2 protein-coding genes are annotated in these 6,612 nt (G+C 65.5%); one reads left to right on the top strand and one right to left on the bottom strand.

Going from position 1 to position 6,612, the window contains the following annotated elements; genetic code table 11:
• Positions 1-5,948 (bottom strand): M10 family metallopeptidase C-terminal domain-containing protein (locus HRV97_RS16735; protein WP_174195267.1); only part of this gene is annotated, 5,948 nt, incomplete at its 3' end.
• Positions 5,949-6,246: 298 nt separating this feature from the next.
• Here HRV97_RS16735 and HRV97_RS16730 point away from each other — a divergent pair.
• Entirely contained in the window at positions 6,247-6,609 is a 363-nt protein-coding gene (locus HRV97_RS16730) for a hypothetical protein (RefSeq protein ID WP_174195266.1), read from the top strand.
• Positions 6,610-6,612 lie beyond the last annotated feature (3 nt).

The raw sequence follows: 6,612 nt of genomic DNA, 5'->3' as shown, positions 1-6,612 counted from the left end.
GTGCGCGCGATCGTGACCGACCCGGCGCCCTGCGTCATCGTGTAGTCGGCATAGTTGCCACGCAGCACGCCGGTGTCAGTCCCCGCACCACCGTCAATGAAATTGGTGCCCAGGCCACCCGCCAGCGTGTCATCGCCGGCCAGACCGCGGATGATGTCGTCGCCTGCGCCGCCGTCGACGATATTGTCATTGGCATCGCCGACGAACTGGTCATCGCCCGCACCCAGGATCGCATTCTCAAAGCCTGACACCTGATCGATGCCGCCCTGCGCGCCTGCGCTCACCTGGCCGTCGGTCAGGTTGATCAGCACCGCGTCGGTCAGATCGCCGTAGAACAGCGTATCGATGCCATCACCACCGATCAGCACATCGTTGCCCGCACCACCCGAGATCGTGTCGTTGCTAGCGCCACCCTCAATCCGGTTCGCGCCCGCGTCACCGGTCAGCACGTCGCCGAACGCCGAGCCGACGAGATTCTCGATCCCGCCGAGCGTATCGTCGCCCATGCCGGTGGTCTGCGCGCCCGTCACCGCCAGGTTAACGGTCACGCCAACGGTCGCGCCCGAATAGTCGGCGGTATCAATACCCGCACCACCCAGCAGCGTATCGTTGCCAGCTCCACCGACCAGCACGTCGTTGCCGTCGCCACCCGAGAGCGTGTCGTCGCCCGCACCGCCATCGAGGCGGTTCGCGCCTGCGTCACCGGTCAGTGTATCGGCGAACGTGGAGCCGAGAAGGTTCTCGATTCCTGTAAGCGTGTCGTTGCCGACACCGGTCGCCTGCGCGCCGAAGATAGAAAGGTCGACCGTCACGCCAACGGTCGCGTCGGCGTAGCTGGCGGTGTCGGTCCCCGCACCGCCGATCAGCGTGTTGTCGCCGCTACCGCCGAGCAGCAGGTCGTCGCCGTTGCCGCCATCGAGCGTGTCGTTGCCGCCAAGGCCGATCAGCGTGTCGTTGCCGTCGCCACCCGAGAGCACGTCCGCCTTGGATGCGCCGGTCAGTGTCTCGTCCAGCGCGCCCTGACCGGTTAGGTTGAGCGAGCCGATCATGCCGTCGAAATTGTAGGCAGTAAGGCCGCCGGTATAGGCACCCGTCAGCCGCGCGATCGTGACGAAGCCGTTCGTCGTACCCGCACCGTCGCGGTCGGCCTGGAACAGCAGGTCGGTGCCGTCTTGCAGCAGGCGGAAATGACCGCTGTCGAACATGTCCTGCGTGACGCTGGTCAGCCCGGTGAAGTTGGTGGTGTTGACCCAACTCGTGGCCGCGAATGCACCACCGCTGGTAGTGCGCAGTTCGAACCGGTCGCCCGAATTGCCGACGGTGAAGTCGCGCACCACGGTTGCACGCGCAGTGGTCGTCGCCGCGGCACCGCTACCGGCGAGCTGGATCGTGTCCTGTCCCGCGCCGGTCGTAATGTCGTAATCGTTGACTCCGGCACCGCCCAGAGTGCTGATGCTGAGCAGGTCGTTGCCGGTGCCGAGGTCAACCACCGCCGCATCGACGCCGGTAAGCACCACCCGGTCATCGCCGCTGCCGGCAGATACCGTGACGTTGTCGAGGAAGCGCGTGCCGCTGCGACCCGGCGCGGCATAGGTCACGCCCGACGATAGGCCGACCGGATCGGCCGAATTGCCGTTCGCATCGACGTTGAGCGTCACCGTGCCCGCAAGCAGCTGGATCAGGTCGTTGCCGTCGCCACCATCCATCAAGACGTTGGTCGCGACCGCGGCTGCCGCGCGCACCACCGAGATGGTGTCATTGCCGCCATAACCGTACAAGGCGTCGGTCTGCCCGGCGACCGCGGTCGCCGCGACCGCATTGTCGATCAGCAGGTTGAAGTCGTCGCTGCCGCGCAACGTGTCGCCGAAGCCGGAGCCGATCAGATATTCGATGCCCGACAGCGTGTCGACGCCGTCACCACCGGTATCCTGCGCGCCGGTGATGCGCAGGTCGACGGTGACGCCCGCACCGGCAAGTGCATAGGTGGCGGTGTCGAGCCCCTCGCCGCCGATCAGCGTGTCGTTGCCAAGTCCGCCCGACAGCGTGTCGTTGCCGTACCAGCCGTTCAGGATGTCGTCGCCCGCGTTGCCGATCAGCTGATCGGCTCCACCGGTGCCGGTCACCACGTCTGCACCGGTACCGCCGCGGAAGAACACGCGCTCGATGCTGATGAACGCACCGCGCGCGACACCATCGACCGTAATCGCGCTGTTGCCCGCCAGATTGGACAGGTCGAAGCCGATCGCCGCGGCGCGATCGGTGTAATAAGCGTAAGCGGTGTCGGTGCCCTCGCCGCCATCGTAGGTGTCGTCGCCACCGTCGTTGAGGAGCACCTGCGTCAACCCGGACGCGGTGCCGTTGGCGAGACCGCCGACGAGCAGATCGTCGCCCGCGCCACCACGCAGGATGTCGTTACCGAGACCACCGACCAACTGATCGTTGCCGTCACCGCCCTCCAACACGTCGTCGCCGTCCGCGGTTGCGGCCGCGGCGCTGAACGCGTTGACATAGTCGCCGAAGATCACGTCATTGCCGGCACCGCCGATCAGCGTGTCGGCAAGACCACGACCGACCAGGAAGTCGGCCGCGGCACCGCCGATCAGCCGGTTCTGCGTGTCGTCCCCGCCGGTCAGCGCATTTGCGGCCGTCAGCGAGCCGGTCACATTCTCGATGCCCGACAGGATATCGCCACCGGTCGAGGCCGATTGCGCCGTGGTGGTGTTGAGGTTGACCGTCAGCGCCGCGGTGACGTTGGTATAGTCGACCGTGTCCAACCCCGCGCCGCCCGTGTAGGTATCGGCGCCACCCCCGTCGAAGAAGGTGTTGTCGCCCGCGTCGCCGGTGACGATGTCGTTGCCTGACCCGGTGCGGACGTTCTCGAACCCGGTGATCGTGTCGTTGCCGACGCCCGTGTTCTGCGCAGTCGTGATGTTCAGATCAACCGTGACCGCGGTCGCGCCGGTGAAGGCGACGGTGTCGATCCCAGCACCACCGTTCAGCGTATCGTCACCGAGCCCGCCCTCAATCACGTTGGCGTTATCGTCGCCGGTCAGCACGTCGTTGCCGTCACCGCCGCGCAGATTCTCGATCGAGCGCAAGGCCGCGATCTGCAGGCCGTCGACACTGGCGATGCCGTCGCGCGCACCCGACAGTGTCGCGGTCACGCCCGCGGTATAGCCCGCGAAGGAGGCGGTGTCCGATCCCGTCCCGCCGTCGAGCAGGTCGACCGTACCGCCCGCGTTCGCACCGGGATTGAGCACATCGTTGCCGGCCCCGCCCGTCAGCACGTTCTCCGCCGCATCGCCAGTCAGCGTGTCGTTCCCCGCACCGCCGAGGAGGTTCTGGAACCCGCTGAGCGTATCGATGCCCGCACCGACCGTGTTCTGTGTCTGTCCCTGGAGCGCGAGGCTGACGGTCACGCCGACGCTTGAGTCCGCATAGGACGCGGTATCGTCGCCTGCCCCGCCGACCAGCGTGTCGTTTCCGAGCCCGCCCTCGATCACGTTGGCGTTGGCATCGCCGATCAGCGTGTCGTTAAGCGCCGATCCGATCAGGTTTTCGATCCCCGACAGCGTGTCGGTGCCCGCAGCGACGGTGTCCTGCGCCATATCCTGCTTGTTAAGGTCGACGGTGACGCCGGTGGTCGAGCCGCCGTTGAACGCGGTGACGTACGAGGCGGTGTCGTTGCCCGCGCCCCCCGTCAGCGTGTCGTTGCCAAGCGTGCCCTGGATGAAGTCGTCCCCCGTCCCGCCGTCGGCGACCAAGCTGCTGGTGTTGTTGGGCGTGAACACCGTCGCACCCGCTGCGCCCTGCAGCGAGATGTGGAGCTGGTACGTCTGCCCGGCAAGCATCGGCTGTGCCACCGCGCTGTTGGTGTAGCGCCCGACCCGGATGTAATAGGTACCCGCAGCGGCAAAGGTGTGGACGATATAGGCGTCGTCGTTCACCGTGGTGCCGGGATCGCCGGGGCCGGTGTCGTTGGTGGCGATCAGCTTTCCGGTGGAATCGACCAGCTCGAGGATGCTGTCGTCCAGCGTTCCGGCCCCGTCGATATCGAATATCGCCTGCGCGCCAGCCGCGGTCACGTCGATGCGGTAATATTCGAGCGCACCACCCGCCGCGGTCGCGTTGATCGTCGCGTGCGGGATGGTGGTCGCGTTGGTGATGTTCGCGTTGGCGTCGATGTCGAACGCGCCGGCGGTGTTGACCGCATTCGCGATGCTGTTGTTGTTGGTCGACTGCGCCTTGGTGATGTCGGGCTGCGACGGCGCGGTGTCCGGCGTGACCACGAAGCTGGTGACGATCGTGAACCCGCCACCGATCAGCCGGTCGTTGCCCGCACCGCCCGACAGCGTGTCGGCGCCGCCCGTTCCACCGGTCAGCAAATTGTCGAGGCCGTTGCCGGTCAGCGTGTCGTTGCCGCTGGTGCCGACGATGTTCTCGATCGAGCGCAGCGTGTCTGTTTCGCCGTCGTGGTTGACGATCACGTCCGCGCCAGTTTCGTTCAGCGTCACGGAAACGCCGCCCGGGTTGGTGAACACCACCGTGTCGCTGCCGGCACCGCCGTCGAGCACGTTGTTGGCCATGTTGCCGACGAACACGTCGTCGCCGGCACCACCCTTCACATTCTCGATCAGCGAGCGCGTGTCGTTGTTCTGGAGCAACGACATGGCGATGTTGCCGGGGGCGAGGTTGGTCAGCCCCTGCGCCGCCAGGTTGTTCGCCAGCTGCGATTGATCGAAGGTGGAGAATTCACCCGGACGCAGGTCAACGGTGACCCCGTTGGCGTAATTGCTAACATCAATCGTGTCGTTGCCGCCACCGTCCCATACGGTGAGATAGATCTTGTTGCCCGCAGGCGCGCCCTGGCCGACGCCGTTGACGAACATCTCGCCTGTCGTCTGGCTGAAGGTATAGACGGTGTCGCCAGAATTGGTGTTGTAATTGGCGTCGTACATGTACTGCATCGCCGCCAGATCATATTGCATGTACGATTGCGGTTGGTTGACCTTGTCGCCAGCGAAGTTGCTGTTAGTGAACGGCGCCGGCGTATAGGTCATCAGCGACCAGGATTGCCCGTCGCGATCGGGCGTCAGCGACTGCGTGCCGAAGCGCGGGAACGTACCGAAATAGAACGACAGGTCGGAGTTGGTATAATCCTGGTGTCCATGCTTCAGCCCGACTGTGTGGCCGATCTCGTGCATCATGGTGGCAAAGCCCCATGTGCCCTTAAACGCGAGGTCGTAATAGGGCTGGTTGGTGCGCCCGAACCAGATATCGCCCGCCGCACCCTGCTTGTCCGAGGGGAAGCCGCCATAGGCGGAGCCGACGCCTTGGCTGGCGGTCTGCGAGATGCGGAAATTGGCGTGAACCGTGTCGGTTTCGGTGATCTCGGTGAAGGTCAGCCCGGTCGCGGCCGAAATCTGCGCGAACGCGGCGCGCGCGGCCGCCTGCTGCTGCGTGCCGAGATCGAGGTGATAGTCGCCGACGCCGGCGGTGTACGGCGTGGTGCCGTTATAGTTCGTGCCTGAGGTCGGGAAGCTGTAGGTGAGGTTGTTAGTGCCCCATTTCGACCCAATCAGGATCGCATCGACGTTCCGGTTGCCTGTGAACGAGCGGCTGCCGTCGGGGTTGGTCACCAGCGGCAACAGCGTGCCGATCGGATTGCCCTCAGGGTTCGCGTCGATGATCCCGCCCTTTGGCACGGCCGCGTCACCGCCGGCGCTCAGCCCCTGGCAGAAGGGGCAGTTGCAGCCCTGCACCACGGTCGTGTCGTGGAGGAGCTCGGATAGCGGGTCCGAGCTGGGCGATCGGCCCATGTCGACCAGGCCGGGGGAACCGACCGCCATGTCGTTGACCGGGGTGGGTGCGTAGTCGGTCTGCGGATCGCGGATGCCGATCACCACGTCGTCGGACGGCGTACCTGCGCCGAGGTCGGAACTGCTCATCGATGAACTCCCCCATGCCGGGTGAACCCTGCGATCCGCGCACCCTTGAGAGCGTCTGAGCGAACGATGGGTATCCCGTTAAGATAATGTTACACTAATCACGCCGCATCATCGGGCGTCAAGCGGCATGTGGCTACGAAAACAATGAAATTGCACGATCATACGTGGCGAAAGGCGAAATCATGTTTTTGGTAACTTGCTCGTGACCTGAATGATGCGCTGCAGCATGGATGAACGTGATCGATGCGGTGACTCAGGACTCCGATCCCCTTATGCAGCATCCTTCATGGAGAGTGTGATGCACCACATCCTGTTGTGCTGTTGGGTGGCGCTTGCTGCCCCGACCCTCTCGGCAGCGGAGGCCGCCATGGCGGGGAAGCCCATTCATCACGCCGATACGCCCGCGGAGGCGCAGGGACGCCGCACCCTGTCGACCGCCTTTGCGCGCGTCGGACCCGACGGCTACCTGACGGTCGAACTGCGCGACGGACACGCGTTGGTGCTGCGGGGCGTGCAGATGCGCGCGGCGGATTATTGCGGCGAGCGGGCGGGGGGCGGAAAGCCTTATTGCGGGCGCTATGACGATGTCGCGGGCGCGCGGCCCGGCGGTGGACCGGCTCCCCGCGATCACGCGGCGGAACTGGACCCGGTCGTGCGCTGATCG

It is taken from the genome of Sphingomonas hominis, from assembly GCF_013328205.1.
GTDB lineage: Bacteria > Pseudomonadota > Alphaproteobacteria > Sphingomonadales > Sphingomonadaceae > Sphingomonas > Sphingomonas hominis.
Note: the sequence above shows the minus strand (reverse complement) of the source record. Positions and strands in the feature narration are given on the sequence as shown.